Annotated in this window: 18 protein-coding genes; 15 read left to right on the forward strand and 3 right to left on the reverse strand. The window is 38.8% G+C overall.

Annotated features, from left to right (window positions below; translation table 11 throughout):
• Positions 1-21 precede the first annotated feature (21 nt).
• From murA to LG296_RS04460, 12 genes are all read left to right on the forward strand, one after another.
• Entirely contained in the window at positions 22-1,341 is a 1,320-nt protein-coding gene (gene murA / locus LG296_RS04405; RefSeq protein WP_404427504.1) for a UDP-N-acetylglucosamine 1-carboxyvinyltransferase, read from the forward strand.
• A 678-nt stretch (positions 1,342-2,019) separates the two neighbouring features.
• Positions 2,020-3,282, forward strand: coding sequence for a group II intron reverse transcriptase/maturase (gene ltrA, locus LG296_RS04410; protein ID WP_107937924.1), 1,263 nt, complete (start codon positions 2,020-2,022; stop codon positions 3,280-3,282).
• Positions 3,283-4,353: 1,071 nt separating this feature from the next.
• Positions 4,354-5,280, forward strand: coding sequence for a stage II sporulation protein D (gene spoIID, locus LG296_RS04415; RefSeq protein ID WP_404427505.1), 927 nt, complete (start codon positions 4,354-4,356; stop codon positions 5,278-5,280).
• Between the two features lie 67 nt (positions 5,281-5,347).
• Positions 5,348-6,010 (forward strand): peptidoglycan DD-metalloendopeptidase family protein, encoded by a 663-nt coding sequence (locus LG296_RS04420; protein WP_404427506.1) that lies wholly within the window; start codon positions 5,348-5,350, stop codon positions 6,008-6,010.
• A 453-nt stretch (positions 6,011-6,463) separates the two neighbouring features.
• On the forward strand, positions 6,464-6,718 hold the full coding sequence (locus LG296_RS04425; protein ID WP_107932522.1) for a sporulation transcriptional regulator SpoIIID: 255 nt from the start codon (positions 6,464-6,466) through the stop codon (positions 6,716-6,718).
• 238 nt (positions 6,719-6,956) lie between these two features.
• Complete coding sequence (locus tag LG296_RS04430; RefSeq protein WP_251402472.1) at positions 6,957-7,955, forward strand: rod shape-determining protein; 999 nt, start codon at positions 6,957-6,959, stop codon at positions 7,953-7,955.
• A gap of 99 nt (positions 7,956-8,054) precedes the next feature.
• Positions 8,055-8,891 (forward strand): flagellar hook-basal body protein, encoded by an 837-nt coding sequence (locus tag LG296_RS04435; protein ID WP_404427507.1) that lies wholly within the window; start codon positions 8,055-8,057, stop codon positions 8,889-8,891.
• Between the two features lie 17 nt (positions 8,892-8,908).
• Complete coding sequence (locus LG296_RS04440) at positions 8,909-9,748, forward strand: flagellar hook-basal body protein (protein WP_404427508.1); 840 nt, start codon at positions 8,909-8,911, stop codon at positions 9,746-9,748.
• Positions 9,749-9,787: 39 nt separating this feature from the next.
• The gene (locus LG296_RS04445; protein ID WP_404427509.1) at positions 9,788-10,069 is read left to right on the forward strand and encodes a DNA-directed RNA polymerase subunit beta; all 282 of its coding nucleotides are present in this window, start codon (positions 9,788-9,790) and stop codon (positions 10,067-10,069) included.
• A 130-nt stretch (positions 10,070-10,199) separates the two neighbouring features.
• Positions 10,200-10,637 (forward strand): 3-hydroxyacyl-ACP dehydratase FabZ, encoded by a 438-nt coding sequence (fabZ, locus tag LG296_RS04450; protein ID WP_107932531.1) that lies wholly within the window; start codon positions 10,200-10,202, stop codon positions 10,635-10,637.
• Positions 10,638-10,817: 180 nt separating this feature from the next.
• Positions 10,818-11,210: a hypothetical protein gene (locus LG296_RS04455; RefSeq protein WP_404427510.1), complete on the forward strand. Its 393-nt coding sequence runs from the start codon at positions 10,818-10,820 to the stop codon at positions 11,208-11,210.
• A 143-nt stretch (positions 11,211-11,353) separates the two neighbouring features.
• A complete protein-coding gene (locus LG296_RS04460) occupies positions 11,354-11,740 on the forward strand; it encodes a hypothetical protein (RefSeq protein ID WP_251402486.1) in 387 nt (128 codons plus the stop codon).
• Between the two features lie 600 nt (positions 11,741-12,340).
• On the opposite strand, the gene LG296_RS04465 is transcribed toward LG296_RS04460, so the two are convergent.
• Complete coding sequence (locus LG296_RS04465) at positions 12,341-12,766, reverse strand: YwpF family protein (protein ID WP_107932536.1); 426 nt, start codon at positions 12,764-12,766, stop codon at positions 12,341-12,343.
• 259 nt (positions 12,767-13,025) lie between these two features.
• On the opposite strand from LG296_RS04465, the gene LG296_RS04470 reads away from it, so the two are divergent.
• Entirely contained in the window at positions 13,026-13,436 is a 411-nt protein-coding gene (locus LG296_RS04470; RefSeq protein ID WP_107932538.1) for a single-stranded DNA-binding protein, read from the forward strand.
• 499 nt (positions 13,437-13,935) lie between these two features.
• Here the strand turns inward: LG296_RS04470 and LG296_RS04475 are convergent, their stop codons facing one another.
• Positions 13,936-16,773 (reverse strand): DEAD/DEAH box helicase, encoded by a 2,838-nt coding sequence (locus tag LG296_RS04475; protein ID WP_404427511.1) that lies wholly within the window; start codon positions 16,771-16,773, stop codon positions 13,936-13,938.
• Positions 16,770-18,356, reverse strand: coding sequence for a hypothetical protein (locus LG296_RS04480; protein WP_404427512.1), 1,587 nt, complete (start codon positions 18,354-18,356; stop codon positions 16,770-16,772). The genes LG296_RS04475 and LG296_RS04480 overlap by 4 nt, the downstream gene beginning before the upstream one ends.
• 511 nt (positions 18,357-18,867) lie before the next feature.
• On the opposite strand from LG296_RS04480, the gene LG296_RS04485 reads away from it, so the two are divergent.
• Positions 18,868-19,344: an IDEAL domain-containing protein gene (locus LG296_RS04485; RefSeq protein WP_107932543.1), complete on the forward strand. Its 477-nt coding sequence runs from the start codon at positions 18,868-18,870 to the stop codon at positions 19,342-19,344.
• 408 nt (positions 19,345-19,752) lie between these two features.
• Positions 19,753-21,024 (forward strand): nucleotide sugar dehydrogenase, encoded by a 1,272-nt coding sequence (locus LG296_RS04490; protein ID WP_404427513.1) that lies wholly within the window; start codon positions 19,753-19,755, stop codon positions 21,022-21,024.
• Positions 21,025-21,083 lie beyond the last annotated feature (59 nt).

The raw sequence follows: 21,083 nt of genomic DNA on the forward strand, positions 1-21,083 counted from the left end.
TTGAATTCGGAGGGACGAATTGTGGAGAAAATTATTGTTACGGGAGGCCAAAAGTTACGAGGTATCGTAAAAGTTGAAGGAGCCAAAAACGCCGTACTACCTATCCTAGCAGCTTCATTATTAGCTTCTAAAAAAGTGAATATCATTAAAGACGTTCCGGATTTAGCGGACGTTAATACAATAAATGAAGTATTAAAAAGCCTAAATGCTGATGTAGCTTACAACGTAGAGAAAAATGAAATTCACATAAATGCTGAAAAACAATTATCGAGTGAAGCACAATTTGAATATGTAAGTAAAATGCGCGCTTCTATCTTAGTGATGGGATCTTTATTAGCGCGTAACGGCTATGCTCGTGTTGCTTTACCTGGTGGCTGTGCGATTGGATCACGTCCAATTGAATTACATTTAAAAGGCTTTGAAGCAATGGGTGCCAAAATTTCATTTGGTCATGGATATGTAGAAGCAAAAACTGTGGATGGTCTAAAGGGTGCTGAGATCTACTTAGACTTCCCAAGTGTAGGCGCTACAGAAAACATTATGACAGCAGCAGCGTTAGCAAAAGGAACAACAATCATTGAGAATGCTGCAAAAGAGCCTGAAATTGTTGACCTTGCTAACTTTATTAATGGCATGGGTGGCCGTGTAATCGGTGCAGGGACAGATACAATCCGTATTGAAGGTGTAGCAGAATTACATGGTACAACTCATCACATTATTCCAGATCGCATTGAAGCAGGTACGTTTATGGTTGCAGCAGCAATCACTCGTGGAGATGTCTTCATTGAAAATGCAGTACCAGAGCATATGTCTGCTTTAATCGCCAAGTTACGTGAAATGGGTGTAGAAGTACTTGAAGAAGGCGAAGGGCTAAGAGTTCGTGCAAATCAACCATTAAAAGCTGTTGATTTAAAAACAATGCCTCATCCTGGATTCCCAACAGATATGCAAGCACAAATGATGGCACTTCTTCTAACTGCTGAAGGAACAAGTATTATTACTGAAACTGTATTTGAAAATCGTTTCATGCATGTAGAAGAATTCCGTCGTATGAACGCCTTGGCTAAAATTGAAGGACGTACGGTATTTATTGAAGGACCTGTGAAATTACAAGGTGCTGAAGTTTCTGCAACAGACCTACGTGCAGCAGCAGCTTTAATCCTAGCTGGTCTAGTTTCTGAAGGGGTAACACGTGTAACGAAGTTAACTCACTTAGATCGTGGATACGTTGATTTCCATAAAAAATTAGCATCTCTAGGTGCAATCATCGAACGTGTAGATGATGAAATGTCAGAAGAAGAGCAAACTGTCCAATCAAAAGAACAGGTTGTAGAAATTTAACCAATCTTTAAAAACTTAAATACATTTTCATTTTAATCAAACATACGTGGATGAAATGAAAATTAGAACAAAAATAATCAAATTTTTAACGACAAAATTCTTTTATAAGGATTTTGTCGTTTTTCTTGTGCGCCCGGCATGCGCATGAACTATAGGGTGTAAGTCCCGAACCCCGAAGACAGAAGTAGAGGTTAGCCAAGAGCAAGGGTGTCCGTGGCGACGCGGAATCTGAAGGAAGCTGGAGGCAAAACACCGGTCCGAGGAACACGAATCTCATACAAGGCTAGTTACGACTGGATGAGTTTGCAAGACAAAACAAAGTCCTTTCTGTCGAAGGTCATACCTAGTAAATGAGGCGGATAGATGGTGTGAAAGTGCATGTGCTTACCCGGGGAGGTCTGATGGAAACATGAAGTACCCTTCATAACCTACTTGGTGACAAGTAGCTGAATCATCAGAAGTCAGCAGAGGTCATAGTACGATTGGGTCTAGAACCAGTCGGAAGGACTGAACAATTAAGAGAGATTAGCCCTTGGCTTTCCATCTAGAATGAATGAGCACAGAAAACAGAGAAACCTCACGCTTAGAAAGTAGTGGTGAATCCCACGAGGGTATTTGCGGAGGGTGGAGTTCAGATGGGCATAAGAAGATAAGCTAATCACGGAAAGGAACGAAATGGTGATGTTGAATCAAATTCTTGAACGGCAAAATATGATACAAGCGCTAAAGCGAGTTGAAGCGAATAAAGGAAGCCATGGAGTAGACATGATGCCCGTACAAACCTTACGACAGCACATGCTCGAAAATTGGGAAACCATTAAATCGCAGATTTTGAATGGAACCTATGAACCGCAACCAGTACGTCGAGTCGAAATCCCGAAACCAGATGGTGGTGTGCGTTTACTAGGTATCCCAACCGTGACAGACCGTTTGATTCAACAAGCTATCTCGCAGATTTTATCGAAGGAATATGACGAAACATTTTCGGACCACAGTTATGGATTCCGTCCAAATCGGAGCGCCCATGACGCCGTTCGGAAAGCAAAGGGTTATTTAAAGGAAGGTTATCGATGGGTAATTGACATGGATTTAGAGAAATTCTTCGATAAGGTTAATCATGACCGACTAATGGCAACATTAACGAAACGAATTTCAGATAAACCTTTATTAAAACTTATTCGTAAATACCTCCAAGCCGGTGTCATGATAAATGGAGTGGTTTCAAGTACAGAAGAAGGAACACCACAAGGTGGACCTTTAAGTCCTCTACTTTCAAACGTAGTTCTAGATGAACTTGATAAAGAGTTGGAGGAACGTGGACATAAATTCGTTCGATACGCAGATGATTGCAATATTTATGTGAAAACGGAACGTGCGGGGTTAAGAGTAATGGCGAGTGTACAAAGATTTATTGAGGGAAAACTTCGTTTAAAAGTAAACCAAAAGAAATCAGCAGTAGATCGTCCTTGGAACCGAAAGTTCTTAGGTTTTAGTTTCACGAATCACAAAGAACCAAAAGTTCGTCTTGCGAAAACAAGTCTAGTCCGAATGAAGATGAAAATACGAGAGATTACCTCAAGAAAGATGCCATATTCCATGGAATACAGAATCGAGAAGTTAAACCAGTATCTAATGGGGTGGTGTGGTTATTTTGCATTAGCAGATACAAGTTCCACATTCAAATCACTAGATAGCTGGATTAAAAGAAGATTAAGGATGTGTCTATGGAAGAATTGGAAGAAACCTCGAACAAGAGTCAGAAATCTTACTCGATTGAAAGTTCCTTTTGGAAAAGCATACGAGTGGGGAAACACCCGGAAAGGGTACTGGCGCATTTCTAATAGCCCCATATTACACAGAACCCTCGGCAATTCCTATTGGGAAAGCCAAGGGCTGAAAAGTCTGCAAGTTCGTTACGAAACTTTGCGTTATTCATCTTAATTGAACCGCCGTATACGGAACCGTACGTACGGTGGTGTGAGAGGTCGGGAGTTAATCACTCCCTCCTACTCGATTGAGATGGGGGAACTGGATGAGAGCATAAAGCTAGTGATTTGCTACAATCGGGAGCGGGTATGAGCTAGAGCGGTAGAATAAAGCTAGTGATTTGCTACAATCGGGAGCGGGTATGAGCTAGAGCGGTAGAATAAAAGTGGTGATTGCGACGATTGGGAGCGGGCATGAGCTAGAACGGTAGAATAAAGCTGGTGATTGCGACGATTGGGAGCGGGCACAAGCTAGAACGGTAGAATAAAGCTGGAGATTGCGACGATTGAGAGAGGGTATGAGCTAGAGCGGTAGAGAAAAGCCAGTCATTGCAACGATTGGGAGCGGGCACAAGCTAGAACGGTAGAATAAAGCTGTTGATTGCGACGATTGAGAGAGGGTATGAGCTAGAACGATAGAAAAAAGCTGGAGATTGCGACGATTGAGAGCGAGCATGAGCAAGAAAGGTAGCATAAAAGTGGAGATTGCGACGATTGAGATTGGGCATGAGCTAGAACGGTAGAAAAAAGCTAGTCATTGCGACGATCAGGAGCGGGCACAAGCTAGAACGGTAGAATAAAACTGTTGATTGCGACTATCGGGAGCGAGCATGAGCAAGAAAGGTAGCATAAAACTGGTGATTGCGACGATTGAGAGTGGGCAAGAGCTAGAACGGTAGAAAAAAGCCAGTGATTGCGACGATCAGGAGCGGGCACAAGCTAGAAAGGTAGCATAAAGCCGTTGATATTACTACAAAAGCAAGCAAGCAGGAGCTCACACGGTAGCATTAAACCAAACTATACGACAAACAAGTACATCCACAAGCTCCAACGCTAGAATATCTCAATCTAATTCAACAACCATCAATCCTTTTACCTCATTAACTGTCTCTCAAATAAAATCTAACTCTCAACACGCACCCATTCATTCCAAAAATAAAATTTTCCTCTCCAAACAGATATATTTTCTTCATTCCTATCATAAGTAATATGTATGAAAAAAATAAAAAATTATAGAAACCCAATAATGGTCGTATCAGTCATAGGTTTTGTGATCGCACTTTTTTTCTTTCCATTTATTTTCTTAAAGTCTGAATCAAATTCGGAGGCGGCACCACAAAGCATTCCTAAAACTGCTGAAAATGCCTGTGCGCTGACAATAACGGTAAGTGGCAGTGACATTCCACTTGATTTAGAAGAGTATGTCATAGGGGTTGTGGCGGCTGAGATGCCTGCTGGTTTTAATTTGGAGGCATTAAAGGCTCAAGCCATTGCGGCAAGAACCTATGTGTTGAAGTCAACCAACTATGGACAAACCCCAATTGAACCAACAGTTGCTAAACAGGTTTTTTATGATGAAGATTCAAGGAAAGATAACTGGAACGATTCATATGAAGAATATGAATCGAAAGTTCGAGAAGCTGTTGAAAGTACTCGTGGTGAGGTAATTGAATACAATGGTGAATTGATTACGGCGATGTTCCATTCGATGAGTAACGGGATGACAGAGAGTTCTGCAAACTATAGTGGGACGGAGCTTCCGTATTTACAATCAGTAGCCAGCTCAGATTTTCAATATGCCGATAATTATGAAACTACTACTTCACTCACAATTGAAGAATGGAATAGCAAATTAAATATTAATTCTACAATAGAAGATATTAGTCAAATTCGCTTACAAAAAAATAATACTGGGAGGGTAGAAACAGTTACTATGAAGGATCACGAATGGACAGGCCGTGATTTCAGAACTCTTTTAGACTTACGTTCTACTGATTTCCAAATAAAAACTCAGGATGGACAAGTAGTTATTACGACAGAAGGCTATGGGCATGGGGTTGGGATGAGTCAATATGGAGCTGATGCATTGGCTGATAACGGCTTAACAGCACTTAAAATAATTGAACATTACTATAAAAATACAAGTGTTGAAAAAATAAATTGTAAAAAATAAGGATTTTTTTCCAAAATGTGATTAGAAATGTAAAATTTTGTTCACACTTCCATTAGAGGTGATGAACATGAGAGAAGAAAAACAAATTAAGGTCTCTCCTAATAAAAACAGTTGGCAAAAAAAGCCATGGTTTTGGCCGTCAATTTATGCAGCAGTTGCTGTAGTTTTAATCGGTCTAATTTTCAGTTATAATGCGCTAATCGGTGATGAGAAAGAATCAGAAGTGGTACAAAATGACCCAGCTTCTGAAGATCCATCTGCAGTAATTGAAACAAATGCTCGTACTGAAACTTTGAAATATCCTTTCAATGAAGAAGCACTAGACAATGTAGAAGTTTTACAAGACTTTTACGATGTTACAGCTGATGCAGAGACTAGAGAAAAAGCACTTTTAGTGTTTAATCAAACTTTCTCTACTTCATCAGGAGTATCTTTGTCAGTGAATAACGAGCCATTTGAAGTACTTGCAGCAATGAGCGGTGAGGTTACTGAAGTAAAACTTGACGAATTTACTGGAAATGAAGTCGTGTTAACACATCCAAACGGTATGGAAACACGTTACAGCTCAGTTACTGATATTCTAGTAAAACAAGGTGATACAGTAAATCAAGGACAACCTTTAGCAACTACAATCGAAAACGAATGGAATCCAACAGCTGGAATCCATCTACATTTTGAGGTATTGCAAGACGGAGAACACGTTAACCCAAGAGGTTTCCTAGCTTTCTAATGAATGACAGCCTAAAGTACTCTAAATAACGAAGAGTGCCACGGTCTAAAAATGTTTTGTTGCCCATTTTCTCGTGACTTAGATAAGAAGAAGTTAAGTTAACCCTCTTATCTTCCTAACTAAAAGCAAGGCTTGTTGCTCAAAGGTTCAGGCAATGAGCTCTTGTATTGAAGTTAAAGATCAATAAATTGTACAAGCAATGATGAACGTCCAATACTCTCTCTAAGACGATAATTTTTTAACGTCTAAAAGAGATTATGGGGCGTTTTGTGTTTTTCTATGAGTTTTATTGCGAAAAATAGTTCTGAAATTTCAAAAAACCACATATTGTGAATAAACGTTAAATCGCTAGTTGCAAACGTCAATGAAACACTCGCAATATAAACACGTCGAAAAAAACACCTCTCGTTAGCAAAACGGCACATTCTTATATCCGATAGAAAGGAAGAGAACGTGCACGAGCACATTAGGCATCGCTGCGTTCGGCTTGGAGAGCTGCTGATTGAAACAGGTGAAACGGTTCGTGTCCTCGCGAAAATGACGGGTTATTCGAAAAGTACTGTGCATAAAGACCTAACTGAACGATTATTCTTAGTCAATGAACAATTAGCAAACGAAGTGAAAGAAATCTTAGCCTATCACAAATCAATTCGTCATTTACGAGGAGGCGAAGCAACACGTAAGAAATGGCAGACTCGAAACGATTGAAAAAGCATTTAGTTTGGCTTTCACAAGTCAACTAAGTGCTTTTTTACTATGGTGTACCTGGTACACACACAATCGTGAATATTCAGAATCGTTTATGTACCAGGTACATGTAACCACATATAACCAATATAAATAAAGATGTAATTGGTATGTGATTATGTTAAAATAATCTAGATAAAGTATAGGAATAAGCACGTGATTTTTTTATGGTGGAATGGCAGGAAGGAGAAATTATTAAATGTTTTCTAAAGATATTGGGATTGATTTAGGAACGGCAAATGTACTCATCTATGTAAAGGGAAAAGGAATCGTCTTAAATGAGCCATCAGTTGTTGCAATCGATAAGAACACGAAAAAAGTATTAGCTGTTGGTGAAGAAGCTCGTCAAATGGTAGGACGTACGCCAGGGAATATTGTGGCAATTCGCCCATTAAAAGATGGTGTAATTGCGGATTTCGATGTGACCGAAGCTATGTTAAAATATTTTATAAATAAGTTAGACGTGAAAGGATTCTTCTCCAAGCCACGTATTCTTATTTGCTGTCCAACAAACATCACTAGTGTAGAACAAAAAGCAATAAGAGAAGCTGCTGAGAAATCAGGCGGCAAAAAAGTTTACTTAGAGGAAGAACCAAAAGTAGCAGCAATCGGGGCGGGTATGGATATTTTCCAGCCTAGCGGCAACATGGTTGTTGATATCGGTGGTGGTACTACTGATGTTGCAGTTCTATCAATGGGCGATATCGTGACAAGTGAGTCAATCAAAGTAGCTGGAGATGTTTTTGATAACGATATTTTGCAATACATAAAGAGACAATACAAATTATTAATTGGTGAACGTACTGCCGAGTCCATTAAAATCACTATTGGAACAGTTTATCCAGGTAGCCGTGATGAATCGATGGAAATTCGCGGACGTGATATGGTAACTGGTTTACCAAGAACGATTGAGATTCATTCTTCTGAAATCGAAAAAGCCTTACATGAATCGGTTTCATTAATCGTTCAATCAGCAAAAAATGTTCTAGAAAAAACGCCGCCAGAGCTATCAGCGGATATTATCGACCGTGGAGTATGCATTACAGGTGGTGGTGCTTTATTACATGGGATGGACCAATTGCTAATACAAGAGTTAAAGGTTCCTGTGTTTGTAGCCGAAAACCCAATGGATTGTGTTGCTGTTGGTACAGGCTTAATGTTAGATAACATCGACCGCTCTCCGGGTTCTCGTATTTAACAACCATTACTGATTCCCTGCTTTAGTGTGGAAAGAAAAATGAGTCAAGTTGATTTAACATCTGACTTAATACAAAAATAAATTTAGAGGTGAATTACATTGTTTAAAGGATTTTATACTGTCGCAACTGGAATGGTGTCTCAACAAAGAAAAACAGAAATAATTACGAACAATATGGCAAATGCCAATACACCTGGTTTTAAGTCGGATCAATCAACTATTCGTTCATTTCCAGATATGCTGTTATCAGCTGTAGGAAATACAAATCTTCCAACTGATAAACAATTAAGCATGGCAAATATTCAGCAAATCGGGTCCGTAAATACAGGTGTTTACTTACAAGAAACTCTAGCTAACTATACCCAAGGTTCAATATATGAAACTAGTCAAAAAACAGATGTTGCTTTAATCAACGGTACAATGCCGACTGATGAAGATTCTGGTCAAGTAGGCTCAATCTTTTTCCGTCTGGAGCATCCAGAAGGTGGAGAAGCATACACTCGTAACGGGAACTTTACATTAGATGGTCAAGGTTACCTAGTTAATGCTCAGGGATTATATGTACTTTCTGCTGAGGGTGAACGAATTCAACTTCCTAATGATCAGTACAACCTGACACAAGAAGGAAATATTTTTGTAGATGATCAGCTTGCAGCATCACTTGGTGTATCTTTTTCAGCAAATCCTAACACGTTAATGAAACAAGACAATGGTTTATATCGTACAGTCGATGGCGAAAATCTGCCAACTGCTTTTGGACAAGAGGGCGTAACTTTCTCCATGCAGCAAAGTTATCTTGAAGGCTCAAATGTTGATTCAGCTCAATCGATGACAGATCTATTAACTGCTTACCGTGCCTTTGAAGCAAACCAAAAAGTTTTACAGGCCTATGATAAGAGCATGGAAAAAGCAGTAAATGAAATTGGAAGAGTATAGAATAGGGAGGATTAATTATGCTTCGTACAATGATTACAGCAACAAACACTCTAGGACAGTTGCAAAGTCAAATTGATACAATCAGTAATAACATTGCAAACAGTAATACAGCCGGTTATAAAGCTAAAGAAGCCACTTTTTCTGAACTTCTATACCAACAATTTAACAATGATAAATTAGATCCAACTGTTCGTAATTCACCAGTCGGTATTCGCTATGGTGTTGGTGCGCATCTTGGACAAATTCAAACGAACTTTGGACAAGGTGGTCTACAAGCAACTGATCGAGATTTAGACTTAGCTTTCACGAAAGAAAAACAATATTTTAATATCCTAATGCCAGATGGCGATAATGGGCAAAGAACAGTGTATTCTCGACAAGGTGATTTCTATGTAACGCCTGTTGATAATGGACAAGTTATGCTAGTTAATGGTGATGGTTACGCAGTAGCTGACTCTAATGGAGATGCGATTTACTTCCCTGATAATGTAAGCAATTTTAGCTTATCGAAGGATTGCACATTAGGTGTTAACTATCCAGATGGTGACTCATTAACTTTTGAATTAGGTATTACAGAAATCCAAACCTCTCAAGTAATGGAGCATATTTCGGATACTTACATCGGATTACCAGCTAACCTGAACGAATTAGGCTATAATCAGGCAGATATTCTTATAGATTTACAAGGTGCAGCTCGAACTGAAGTGGGCATAACAAGCGGTTCATTAGAGCTATCAAATGTAAATCTATCGACTGAAATGACAAATTTGATTACTGCACAACGAAACTATCAATTTAGTTCCCGTGCAATTTCTATCGCCGATCAGATGTTAGGTCTGATTAATGGAATTAGATAACATAGTGTTTAAATTTTTTAAGGGTAAGGGTGATCGAGCATGACAAACGAATTAAATAGTGAATCTACCCAGCCGAAAGTTCCTAAAAAAGAAAAAAAAGAAAAAAGAAGTGACAAACAGATAGATAAGCCAATTCGTTGGTACAACTTCCGACTTTTTCCGATTTGGCTTAGAATCATTCTTGTCATCGCCCTACTAATTATTGCTGGAGCCGCTGGTTTAATGCTCGGCTTTGGCGTAATTGGTAGTGGTGAGCCATTGGATGTATTAAAACAGGAAACTTGGCAGCACATGTTAGATATCATAAATGGGCAAGAATAGAGAATAATAACTACAATGCGAATTGCTCTTAGATTTGGCTTGTAGTATTTTTTCTATTCTCCTTTTTTGTGCTTATGCGTTATTCAGGCTATAATTTAATATACATAAGGGATTAAAGGGGGATTTTTAAATGTTAACAGCAGAACAAATTCAAGAAATTTTACCACACCGCTATCCGTTTTTATTAGTGGATCGAATCTTAGAAATCGAAGAGGGTAAACGTGCAGTAGGTATTAAAAATGTATCCATCAATGAAGACTTTTTTAACGGGCATTTTCCAGGATATCCAGTAATGCCGGGTGTTTTAATTGTTGAAGCATTAGCACAAGTAGGTGGAGTTGCTTTGTTAAAATCAGAGGAATTCAAGGGGCGCCTAGCGTTTTTAACAGGAATCGATAATTGCCGCTTTAAACGTCAAGTCGTTCCAGGAGATCAATTAAAATTAGAGGTTGAATTTGTAAAACTACGCGGAGCTATGGGAAAAGGTCATGCAGTAGCAACAGTTGATGGTGAACTTGTATGTGAAACAGACATCCTATTTGCAATCGGCCCAGTTCAACCGAAATAATCTACTCCGTTTTAAGTGCATATTTTAATGCGAAATTGGGTAAAGAATACAAATTAGGTATTTTTGGACATGTATTTTGCATCTCACTTTCTAAAGCATTAAAATAAGTAGGTAGAATGGTATGGTGGTTAGAGTAATATCAAAGATTGTGCTTTTGAACTGTAGGAGGTTTTTAAATAAATGTATAAACAGTTGTCTTCAGGCGTAAAGATAAGCATTACTAGGTCTATCTCAACGTCATTTGAATCATATTTAGCAAGCATCGGTTGGAATGAGGACAAATTTTCGATGGACGAATTTGTGGCAAACTGGCAAAAGTATTTTACAGAAAATGCAGCTTGGTATGACAAAGTTCCTCAAGATGTATTACTTAGCCCAGAATTTCACGAGGAGCTGGCACAACGAATTGACGAAGTTATTGCCAAAATTTTAAGTGAAAAACCAACGAAAAAGCAAATTGATTCAATTGAAAAAATGCAAAAAGCACTTGGGACAAACTTTACGTACGAATGTAAAGCAGAAGCTGCATATGTAGAACAACAACTTAAAGAACAACTTAAAAAAGAAGACTAACTTTGCACGATGTGTAACGATTTAGAAATTGAGCTAAAATGCGTTACTTCTTTTTTAGGATAGTTCCTTCCTTCTCGGGTACTCTATGATTAGTCGCATTCCTTATGTGATGGAGTAAAACTTGAAAGGAGGGAGCTTTTTTTATGTGGAAAAAACCTGTCTTTGCGGTCGTACTTGGATCAGCTTTATTAGTCGGTTGTAATAATGCAGACGATGAGGCTGTTAATGACGTGGAAGATGTTGGAGAAAACGTCGGCCAGGATATCAATGAGGGTGTAAACGACGTCCAAGAGGGTGCAGAGGATTTACTACAAGATGATTCCTCGGACAACCTAAATAACGAAGTGAATGAAAACACGGGCACTTCTGATTTAGGGGATGACCTAAACGGTGACACGGGTACCCTTAATAATAACGATAATACTGTAGACGAAAACGGTGTTTCAAACAGTGATGGTGCCGGCCAAAATATAAACGGGAATGTCAATAATAACGACGAACGCGTCGATAACGATACAGAAAATCAATAATACATCCCCGATTTTGGATGCTACCATGGATCGCCCCATTAACTTGGGGCGGTTTTTTTGTGTTGGTAAAAATGTGTATACGAATGAGGATTGGGTTTTCTGCACGCAAAGCGGCGGATGTGCAAGCAAATGTGGCTATTCGCACACAAAGTCGACTATGCGCATGTAAAGTGAAAGCAGCTCACTACCCGAAATCCGAAGAATAGTTAGTTTAGGGGAAGAGAGAAAGCCAGTCAATGTCCGAAAGTTGGAGAATAGTTAGTTTAGGGGAAGAGAGAAAGTCGGTCAATGTCCGAAAGTTGGAGAATAGTAAGTTTAGGGTAAGAGAGAAAACTGCTCATTGCCCAAAAGCTAGAGAATAGTTAGTTTAAGGGAAGAGAGAGCTGGACATTGCTTGAATATGGGAGAAAGCACTTGTGTACATCCTTACACAAGCGGAATTGTTTATAATAATTGTGTAGATATTTATACAAAGCTAAGTAACCACACCCAATTGTGCTAAGCGCACACAACCCTAACTATCCACGACACATCCCTCAAATCCACCTCCAATCCTACAAAATAAAAAAGATTAGGCATGTTTATCCATACCTAATCAGTTTAAGATTCTTTTATGCGTGGGCGTTCACGCATTCCTTTTTTGAAGCGGGTCATAAGCTCTTCGCTTGATAATTCCTCAGTTAATAGTGAGTTTAATAATGCCTCTGCATACTTGCTTCTTCGAGTTTTGATGGTTCCTTTTAATAAAACGGTGATTTTTTCACCGATTTCGCGGATGTCACTTACCAAAACCTTGAATGGTGCAGGCTCGTTATCTGGAAAAGAAATGATGACATGTACTTCAAAGACTTCATTGGAAGCCTTGAGGTTTTCGAAGGTTGTTTTGTGTTCTTTGGAAAGGAATAATTCAAGAATCCAGGATTTGCGACTGTTTTCTTGATTGATTACGATTCCGTCGATAATGGGAATGTTTTGCCCGCCGTCTTCGTTGATAAGGTCAAACGAAAGCATTTTAAACGTCTTCATCAGCAATCCCCCAATATTTTTAGATAATTTTAGTATAACATAGAAAAACTGCGAAAATTAAATTTTGGCCCTTACAATTTTGTGTCACTTCAACTCCATATTCTTACAGCCGCATGGACTTGTCAAAAATCGACAAATTTATCGCTATGTCGAAAAATGATTTTTCAGCTCAAAAACGAAGGAAAACCTATATTTTCGGAATTTGCCGAAATTAGTGAGCTCGGTTTATGATGGACTCACAAGAAAGGAGGTGAACGGCATGAACCAAGTCGGACTAGTTGGGAGATTTACAAAAGACCCATTTCTCAAGACATTTTCAGAGAATCGGGTACAAACCAATTTTGTTATAGCGATTAATCGAAACTACCGAAACAACCATGGAAATGTGGAAGCCGATTTCGTTGCCTGCGTAGCATGGGGAAGGCTAGCAGAACGAATTGTCAACTATTGTGGAAAAGGGTCATTGGTAGGCATAAACGGTCGCTTACAAACTAGATCATTTACAAATAAGGAAAATGTAAAAATCTATACAACAGAAGTCATTGTAGATGATGTCCGATTCTTAATCTTAAAGACACCCGAAAATAAGGGTGGAGCTACCAGAAACAATCAAGATGTGTCATCGGATTTTGTTCTTCCTGAACAGGTGGCCAACACTCCAACTCCATAAGACTTGGGCAGTCTGGGAGTGACCAAAACTAGCTGAACTCGAAATGTTGTAGAGGTAACAAAAAGATTTCGCAAAAACCTTTAACTTTCACTAAAAACTAAAACCAACTCTCCTTAGAACAACATAAAATTTTCTCTCCTGTACAATGTAATTTAAAAACTCTCCTAGAATCAAAACAACAAAATCAAAGACTCAACTAATACCTAATCTCAATTTAATCTAAAAATCTCTCTTTTATATGTGTCCTAAACTATAGAAATTATAAATCAGAAAACTCCCTTCCAACTAAAAGCCAATTCATAAATCCATCCTCGATTCACAAATAGCTTGAAAGGAGGTGATAAAAAAATCACTACTGCTGACCGCACAGTAGTGACAAAAAATGTCCTAAACTCTACATAGTAGAGAACAAACAATTGAATATGGATTAAACGCAAATTGAATAACGAGAGGCAAAAATAGAGTCGAGTACTACAATACTCGACTCTACACCTTAAAATTATCTCAATGCATGAGTATCTAGCATCAGTAAATCCATTAATTCATCCTCTTGAAGCTCTGTTAACCAATTGCTCGATTGAATCAATTCTTCAGATAGGGCAGATTTAATTTCAATCATTTTATCGATTTTTTCTTCGATAGTGCCAATGGTTATGAATTTATGAACCTGCACAAATTGTGTTTGTCCGATTCGGTAGGCACGGTCCGTTGCTTGATTTTCTACTGCCGGATTCCACCAGCGATCGGCATGTAATACATGATTAGCTGCAGTCAGGTTTAGACCTGTCCCACCAGCCTTTAAAGACAGAAGGAAAATAGGGAATTCGCCAGCCTGGAAGCTATCCACCAAATTATCTCGTTGCTGCTTTGGCATACTACCAGTTAAGAAGGGAATATCGATATTGTATAGCTCTGAAAAACAATGCTGTAATAGCTGACCCATACCAATATATTGGGTGAAGATTAAGCATTGCTCCCCGTTGTCCACGATATCTGCTGCTAGCTCAACAATTCTTTTTAGCTTAATAGAACGATTTAACAAAGCTTTTGCATCATCATAAGGCTCCTTTAAATACAAAGCTGGATGATTACATAACTGCTTTAGTTTACTTAGCATTTGTAGTATACGGCCCTTTTTCTCGAAAGCTGTCATTACTTCAAGCTGTGCCAGTGTATCCTCAATATAACCTTCATAAAGCGCGGCTTGTTCACTTGTTAAGGCGCAGAATTCCTTCGTCTCCTGCTTCTCTGGAAGATTCAGCATTAAATCCGGGTCATTTTTTGTACGACGCATCAGGAATGGACGAATCTTTGTACGCAAGATTTCTTTATGACGATCCGATTCCTCACGCTCAATAGGTACTATGAATTGCTCCTGGAATTTCCCGAAGCTTCCTAAATACCCTTTGTGAATAAAGTCGAAAATTGCCCATAGCTCAGAAAGTCGGTTCTCGATTGGAGTACCAGTTAAAGCGATATGATGCTTTCCATTCAATCGACGAATTGCACGAGATTGTAAGGTCTGCATATTTTTAATATTTTGAGCCTCATCTAATGCTACAGTAGCCCAATTTATGTGCTCTAAAAACTCAATATCCTGAGAAATCGTACCATAGGAAGACAGCACAACATTTGGTTTTTCACTTTGTAGCACGCTTTTAAAGCTATCATCCTTAATACGATTTGAACCGTAATGTGTCATCACCTTTAAGGATGGAGCAAATCGATCCAGCTCTTTTTGCCAGTTTCCTAAAACTGAAGTAGGGCAAATGATTAATGTAGGGTCGGTTTCCCCTAGATTCTCGTTTGTATATAAAAGATAAGTGATTAATTGTACAGTTTTCCCAAGTCCCATATCATCTGCCAATACGGCACCAAATTTTTGCTCACGCATAAATGTAAGCCATTCGAAGCCTTCCTGCTGATAAGGACGCAATTCTGCCTGCAATCCTGTAGGCTTTGGAATAGGGGGAAGCCCCTTCTTGGTTGTCAGCTGTTCAATATAATCCTGAAGGGAACGCTGCATTTCGAATGCAAAAAGTGGATCATCCGTTTCGGAATCCTCTTCTTCAAGTGGAGCAGCCAACTCATTTGGTAATTCGCGGAATAATAGCTCGCGAACTGTCCAGTTTTCTTCCTCAGCCTTATCCATCAGCTCTCTAATTTCATTCATCCAATTAACATCCATACGGAACCATTCATCGCCAATTCGGACAAATTCTCGGTTTTCCTCAACAATTTTGCGGAATTCCTCGGCATTGATTTCCTCGCCATTGACAGAAAGCTGCCATTTGAATGCTAAAATATCATCTAACCCAGCGACTGATTTTTGAGATTGGTTGCTCGCACTTACACGGATCCGCATTTTCGTCTGCTTTAATTCTCGTAGCCATGCTGGTAAAACAACCTCAAAGCCTAGTGCACTCAATTTAGCAAAGTCATCTCTCAGTAATTTACGAACATCCCCGTCATCTATAGGGGTATGTATAAACTTATCAGGGAACACATGATATGCACGTAAATCCATCAGCTCAAACATCTGCGCTTGCTGGTTAACGATTTCATCTGCAAATTCTAACCATTTTTCAGGGAGTGCCTTTTCAATCGGTAAATGTCTTTTACGAATCGCTGGTGTCCAAAGCTTAGTAGTTTTAGGTGAGCTAAGCACCGTTTCTAAAAGCCATTCCGAGGAACCTTCATCTGGTTCACTTAAACGTATCGCCACTTTTAGGTTTCCGATATTACGATCTTTAATTAACGGCCAGCCTCCATTTTTGAAGAAAGGAAGCAAGGTCTGTAAATCTCTCGGATGCAAGCTTGCAAAGGCTAATTTTTGATAAGCAGCCGATTTAAGGAGTGATTCCAATTCGTTCAATGTAATATTTTTCTCTCGAGTATATTGATGTACAAACTCATCCTCTAAAAAGCTCTCGGGTAGCTGAAAGGAAAATGAGAAATCTCCATTTTCTTTTTCTTCCGTTACCACGTAATCCCATAAAGCACTATTATTCCAAAGGAGCTGTATTGCCTTCATGGATGAAAGGAGCTTTTCGGAATGCTCATCAGCGCCCTTTAGCTGTATAAAAGGATGTTTATAAGAAGGCGATAGCAAATCGACTAGCTCCACAGTCGGTAAACGAAGATCTGTGTCGCTAACATTGGCAGTCAAACCAAAGAAGTTCGGTTCATAACGGAAAAATAACTGCCTTGTCCAATTAATAGGCGACATAGGTGTGTTATCTTCCTTGTAGGCTGTTACAGAAAAGAAAGCTGGTTGCAGTTCTTCTATGGATAATCGAACTATTTTCGTAAAAGGTGTTTGTTGAATTTCTGTCATACCAGTAGGTTTCCTTTCTCTAATTCTTCTTGTAAGGCGCGTAGCCGTTTATATTGTTCACGTACAGTCTGAATATAATCAGCCCAAAAGTTAGTTTTTCCACATTTTTTCGAGGCAGACTTCATCATTTTCCAAATTCGCACAGCCTGCTTATAATTCATTCTCGATTTTTGATTTACTTCTTCAAGTGCATAGTAATGGTAAAGTGGCAAGGTCATTTCTGGTGCCTCATCAATTACTTCCTTTAATCCGCAGGTTTCTAAATAAGAAATAGAGGAAGGATATAATTGGTGGAGAGCTACCCATTCGCCGTATCGCTTTGCCTTCAGTAAATAATGAGAATAAGGCTGCACACCATAGCTTCCAAATGCAGAGTAGAGCATCATCTCTTCATGCTCTGTAAGCGGAATATTATCATAGAGCTGGTGAATCCTTCTCACATACATTTGTCGTTGAGATGGAACCAAATATTCATTAATATACTCATTTAACAGTGGTAGCATAGCTTTTAAAATCGCATCAGTCGCAATTTCATCGTTACGTGAATATGCGAATTTAGCCAATCCAAAGTAAACATTCATTTGATCGGGTGCGATGTTTTCTAAATTTTGTTTTAAGGAATCAAAATCCTTTAACAAAATGTGGAAAAGATTAAAGACAGTAGAGAGTGGCACATCCTCACTAATCTCTGACTGCTCATAGCCTTGCAGGATTGCTAATTCCTCTTCAGCGCGTCTTTTTTCGATAAAAACGGTATCCCAGAATAATAAATAAATATTTAATCTTCGACCGATATAACGTTCCTTTTCCAGTAAAAACTCGCGTACTAAAACTTGTAGTGCATCAAAAAATGGATCCGTTGCAAAAAGACGAGATTTCCCGGACAGTTCATGAATAGTATTTTGGATCAGTTCAAATCGACGGTCAAAAAAGTACTCAAAATAATCCGTACCAAAGCTATTTCCACCGCGTTCAAAATTCACATGTGGCCAAAGTTTATTTAAAATAGCGATTTCCATAAATAAATTATAGATAGGCTGCCATTCCCGTTCGAAGGGGAGGTGCTTTCTAAGCTTGCCATGGATGTTATCTACTGTGCTTGCAAGAAGGTGTTTTTCGATTAAACGCCCCTCTGGTACAAGATGGGCCATTACTTCGTTCACCATAGCCAGCCAATTTTCAGGAGTGCGAGTGGAAGCCAGCATGTGTAAATTCAAGCTTTTCTTCGTTCGCCATTTAGCTGCCCAATCCTGTACCGAATCAATATATTGGAATAAAGCCAAGATAACACTAACCTTATGGCGGCACCATGGCTCTTGAGGACAATCACAATGTATTTCACCGCTTCGGAAGTTGACGGTCACATTGGTCAGTCGGACATCCTGAACCGATGCATAAAGTGTTGTGGTAGCAGGAACATAGCGCTCTAGGTTAACTGATTTGTTACGTACAGCAAAAAGTGCGCGGCGTATAAGTTCCTCATCTTCAGTGACAGAAGGATGTAATGCTTGCTCTATATTTTCTAGTTGATTTCGAATGAATGCTGCTTGTTCCCATGCAAGTGCTGAAATCGATATCCCCATAGTCATACGCTCCTTAAAAAAACATGTAAGATCAGTGCTTTTTCTTTTACTTATAGTAATTTTCTCATTTCTAACTAAAAAAAGTCTGTCTTTCCATTATAACTTTAAAATGCAGGATTGATAAGTAAAACGGAAAGTTTAGGAAAAAGTCTTCTGTAATTTGGTTGATAATTGGTTTGTCTTCAAGAATACAGGGTATAAGAATTTAACATTAGCTTGTAATTAGTCCAGTGGGGTAACACATTTCCATTTTATTTACAAATATCGATAAAATTAGTAAGATTCTGCTAGTTTGAAAAGCGAAAAGTATGGAGAATATAGCATTAACGAGATACAAAATTCGTATGATACAATAACGGCTTTCAAGGTGACACCGGCCTTATAGCCCAGAAAATACATATGAATTTGGCTTAAGTTACAACCTAAAGCTGAAATCGCTTTCATTTACTAAAGAATGAAAATGTGTTATAATTAGAAAAATCAGAAAACTTCCAAATTAGGAGGGGATAGTATGATTCAAGTACAGTTTATGAAGCCTTTTTATACAAAAGTAAGCGGAAAGACACTGCGCTTAGTTTTTGCTTATCAGTATTTTTCGATTGTGAAGGATGATGAGTTATATCATTTTGTACCCGTTGAAGGGAAGGAAATGATTATTGACCTAGAAACGAAGCAAATTGAAAATCTGTCAGAGATTTTCGTATTCCAACGTGGAAACCGATTTATTCGTTTACCATTATATCAGCTGCTTTTAATTTCAAATGTGCATGATCATTTAACTCCTATATTGGCCAAAGCAACGACAAGTGACGATACATTAAACGTTATACCGAAAGAGGAATCTCAATCTGAAATGCAAAAAATGATTCGCGAGCTAGAGGAGCAAAACCTAGAACGCTTAATCGACCAAGCTCTAGAAAACCGTGACGAAAAACGCTTCCATGAGCTAGCATCCGAAAAAGCCAAACTATATGGCGCCCAAGCTTAACAATAGAAACTGCAAGGCACCTCGATTTGTTATTTGAATCGGAGGTGCTTTTTATATTGAGGATTTGATTGCGGAACCTAGATATGCAACTTTTCAAATGACAGATACGTTCTCATTTAAAAGGTTAAAAATCCTTCATTGTGACATTAAATTACAAAATACCCCACTGTAATACAAATTTAATTTCACAAAATGGAATGGAAAGTTGTATACTATATTGCGGGATTACATAGTGTTTGCGGTACTAAGAAGGCAAATGCGGTAACATTATTAAAAGGATTTTCGAAACAAGCAATTTATGAAGCTTAAGAATGAGCATAAATCCAGCTTTCGTGGGCATTTTAAAAGAAAATGACCGAAATGACATATACACTCGTTCTCGAAATTTGAAAGGAAGTAACGAATCTTATGACAAAATCAATTTGTGTTGTTGGGTTAGGATATATCGGGTTACCAACAGCAGTTATGTTTGCAAACCATGGCGTGAAGGTTCACGGAGTTGACGTGAATCCAGCAGCTGTGAAAAGCATCCAGGAAAAAACTTTACACATTGAAGAAAACGGACTGCAAGAGCGCTTAAACAAAGCAGTAGATGAAGGCTTTTTAACAGCTTCAACTACGCCACAAGAAGCGGATATCTTTATCGTAGCTGTTCCTTCACCAATTAATGCAGATAAAACAGCAAACCTTGAGTATGTGAGACAAGCTACTGCTTCGATCGTTCCTTTTGTTAAAAAAGGCAACCTAGTTATTCTAGAATCAACAGTACCACCAAAAACGGTAGAGCGTATCATGATTCCTGAGCTGATCAAAACAGGACTTGAAATTGGGACAGACATTTACGTATCTCACTCACCAGAACGTGTTATTCCTGGTCGTATTTTTGAAGAGCTAGTAAACAACGATCGTATTGTTGGTGGTATCAACAAGAAATCATCTGAGCTGACAAAAGAGCTTTACGAAACTTTCGTAAAAGGTCAAATTCACTTAACGGATGCAACTACTGCAGAGCTTGTTAAAGTTATGGAGAACACATACCGCGACGTGAATATTGCCTTTGCGAACGAGCTTGCAAAAATGGCTGATATGCTAGACGTGAATATTTGGGAAGCCATCAAATTTGCGAACTATCACCCACGCGTGAACGTTCACTTCCCAGGACCTGGTGTTGGTGGTCACTGTATCGCAGTAGATCCATGGTTCCTAGTAGAGCTAGGTGGGGAAAGTGCTCAAATCATTAATATGTCTCGTAACACGAATGACAGTATGCCAGCATTCACTGCACAAAAAACACAGGCTATTTTAAATAGAAACAAAGTAGCTGGCGGGAAAGTCGCAGTTCTTGGTTTAGCATTCAAAGGAAACGTTGATGATATGCGTGAAAGCCCATCAACTGAAGTGATTGAAGAGCTTCAGCACCTAGGATTAGAGGTTATTTCTTATGACCCACATATCAAAGAAAACAAGCACGAAACACAAACACAAAGCCTAGAAGAAGCAACTAAGGATGCGGACATTCTTCTATTCTTAACAGATCATAATGAGTTCAAAGCCTATAACCCATTACAAATCTCGGCGAAGCATAAAATCGTTTTCGATACGAAAAACTGCTTAAGTCGTGATGCATGGCAGGAAGCTGGCTTCCAATACCACCTATTAGGCGATGCAAAAAATAAATAAGTAAACTGCACAAAAAAATAAATATCTACTATTTAAGGCAGTGTGCACTTAACAGCATG

Source organism: Ureibacillus chungkukjangi (assembly GCF_044795995.1).
GTDB lineage: Bacteria > Bacillota > Bacilli > Bacillales_A > Planococcaceae > Ureibacillus > Ureibacillus chungkukjangi.

What these genes read in the sequence shown, in the direction of transcription:
- LG296_RS04470 (WP_107932538.1), top strand. Translation starts at nt 13,026, where the DNA reads ATGAACCAAGTCGGACTAGTTGGGAGATTTACAAAAGACCCATTTCTC.
- LG296_RS04490 (WP_404427513.1), top strand. Translation starts at nt 19,753, where the DNA reads ATGACAAAATCAATTTGTGTTGTTGGGTTAGGATATATCGGGTTACCA.
- LG296_RS04430 (WP_251402472.1), top strand. Translation starts at nt 6,957, where the DNA reads ATGTTTTCTAAAGATATTGGGATTGATTTAGGAACGGCAAATGTACTC.
- fabZ (WP_107932531.1), top strand. Translation starts at nt 10,200, where the DNA reads ATGTTAACAGCAGAACAAATTCAAGAAATTTTACCACACCGCTATCCG.
- LG296_RS04485 (WP_107932543.1), top strand. Translation starts at nt 18,868, where the DNA reads ATGATTCAAGTACAGTTTATGAAGCCTTTTTATACAAAAGTAAGCGGA.
- LG296_RS04465 (WP_107932536.1), bottom strand. Translation starts at nt 12,766, where the DNA reads ATGAAGACGTTTAAAATGCTTTCGTTTGACCTTATCAACGAAGACGGC.
- LG296_RS04420 (WP_404427506.1), top strand. Translation starts at nt 5,348, where the DNA reads ATGAGAGAAGAAAAACAAATTAAGGTCTCTCCTAATAAAAACAGTTGG.
- LG296_RS04455 (WP_404427510.1), top strand. Translation starts at nt 10,818, where the DNA reads ATGTATAAACAGTTGTCTTCAGGCGTAAAGATAAGCATTACTAGGTCT.
- LG296_RS04445 (WP_404427509.1), top strand. Translation starts at nt 9,788, where the DNA reads ATGACAAACGAATTAAATAGTGAATCTACCCAGCCGAAAGTTCCTAAA.
- LG296_RS04475 (WP_404427511.1), bottom strand. Translation starts at nt 16,773, where the DNA reads ATGACAGAAATTCAACAAACACCTTTTACGAAAATAGTTCGATTATCC.
- LG296_RS04440 (WP_404427508.1), top strand. Translation starts at nt 8,909, where the DNA reads ATGCTTCGTACAATGATTACAGCAACAAACACTCTAGGACAGTTGCAA.
- LG296_RS04460 (WP_251402486.1), top strand. Translation starts at nt 11,354, where the DNA reads ATGTGGAAAAAACCTGTCTTTGCGGTCGTACTTGGATCAGCTTTATTA.
- LG296_RS04480 (WP_404427512.1), bottom strand. Translation starts at nt 18,356, where the DNA reads ATGGGGATATCGATTTCAGCACTTGCATGGGAACAAGCAGCATTCATT.
- spoIID (WP_404427505.1), top strand. Translation starts at nt 4,354, where the DNA reads ATGGTCGTATCAGTCATAGGTTTTGTGATCGCACTTTTTTTCTTTCCA.